Origin of the sequence: Streptosporangium sp. NPDC006007 (assembly GCF_040614315.1) — a bacterium.
Classification (GTDB): domain Bacteria; phylum Actinomycetota; class Actinomycetes; order Streptosporangiales; family Streptosporangiaceae; genus Streptosporangium.
In genome coordinates this window covers 1-1529 of the sequence record NZ_JBEXUG010000102.1, presented here as the reverse complement: position 1 = coordinate 1529, position 1529 = coordinate 1, and the positions used below count along the sequence as shown (strand labels likewise).

Annotated in this window: 1 protein-coding gene; it reads left to right on the top strand. The window is 71.2% G+C overall.

Features of this window, described 5'->3' with window-relative positions; all coding sequences use genetic code 11:
• Positions 1-254 precede the first annotated feature (254 nt).
• Positions 255-1511 carry an IS110 family transposase gene (locus ABZ194_RS30310; RefSeq protein WP_355600436.1) on the top strand — a complete coding sequence of 419 codons (1257 nt, stop codon included), beginning with the start codon at positions 255-257 and terminating at the stop codon, positions 1509-1511.
• Positions 1512-1529 lie beyond the last annotated feature (18 nt).

Sequence of the window (1529 nt, the reverse complement as noted above, 5' to 3'; positions counted from 1 at the left end):
GCTCACTGGTGCACCATCCTCTTGTCGGCAGTTGAGAGACTGCTGATGCACCCGAGGTGCCGCCGGGCTACCGCCCTGCTCGCTCGACCCCGAGGTCCACGATGAGTTCCGCGGGGTCCGGCGGTTCTTCGGGACGTGCCGACCGTCGACAGGGCTGAGCGCCCCCGAGCGCCGAACAGTGAGCTGACCGGCTGCCACGTCCCGATACCGAAAAGAGGGTGCCTCCCCACTGGGCTAGCAGCGAGGAGGCTGTCATGCAGTATGCCCCCACCACGTCCCTGCCCGCGAGCGCGCCGAACGGTGTCACCGCGGGACTCGATTGGGCCAGCGCCGATCACGCCGTCTGCGTGGTCGATACGGCCGGAAAGATCGCCACCCGCTTCACCGTCGAGCACACCGCCGCCGGATTGAAGGAGCTCAGCCGTCGCCTGACGAAGGCCGCAGTATGCGAGGTCGCCATCGAACGCGGTGACGGCCCCGTGGTCGAGGCCCTGCTGGAGGCCGGTCTCACCGTAGTGGTGATCAGCCCGAACCAGGTCAAGAACCTTCGCTCGCGCTACGGCTCGGCCGGCAACAAAGACGACCGGTTCGACGCGTTCGTCCTGGCCGACACCCTGCGCACCGACCGCGCCCGGCTGCGTCCGCTCGTGCCCGACAGCCCGGCCACCACAACGCTGCGGGCCACCGTCCGCACCCGCCGCGACCTGGTCACGCACCGGGTCGCGCTGTGCAACCAGCTGCGCGCCCACCTGGCCTCGGCCTTTCCCGGCGCGGTCGGCCTGTTCGCCGACCTGGACAGCCCGATCAGCCTGGCCTTCCTGGCCCGCTTCGACTGCCAAGAGCGCGCCGACTGGCTGAGCGAGCGCCGCCTGGCCGCCTGGCTCAAGAGCGTTGGCTACTGCGGCCGCAAGGCCCCCGCCGTGCTGCTGGCCCGCCTCAAGGCCGCACCGCGCGGCGCGACCGGCGACGATGCAACCGCTCGCGCGCACGCCACCCGCGCCCTGCTGGCCGTCCTCACCTCGCTGGTCGAGCAGATCAAGGCGCTGGAGGCGCAGATCGGCGAGCAGCTCGCGTTGCACGCCGACGCCCAGGTGTTCACCTCGCTGCCCCGCTCGGGCACGGTGCGCGCCGCCCGGCTGCTGGCCGAGATCGGCGACTGCCGCGCCCGCTTCCCCGACCCGTCGGCGCTGGCCTGCCTGGCCGGGGTCGCGCCCTCCACTCGTCAGTCCGGCAAGCACAAGAGCGTCGGCTTCCGCTGGGCGGTCAGCAAACAGCTGCGCGATGCGGTCTGCGACTTCGCCGCCGACTCCCGCCGCGCCAACCCCTGGGCCGCCAAGCTGTATGACGACGCCATCGCCCGGGGCAAGGACCATCCCCACGCCACCCGCATCCTGGCGCGGGCCTGGCTGTATGTGATCTGGCACTGCTGGCAGGACGGTGTGGCCTACGATCCCGCCAAGCACGGAGCCCTCCAGGCCCTGCTCAGACAAGATCAACTGGCGGCGGCTTGACACAGGGCTACTCATCGC

Bases quoted from the DNA above. Each gene is read 5' to 3' on its own strand.
- ABZ194_RS30310 (WP_355600436.1), top strand. From the start codon at position 255: ATGCAGTATGCCCCCACCACGTCCCTGCCCGCGAGCGCGCCGAACGGT.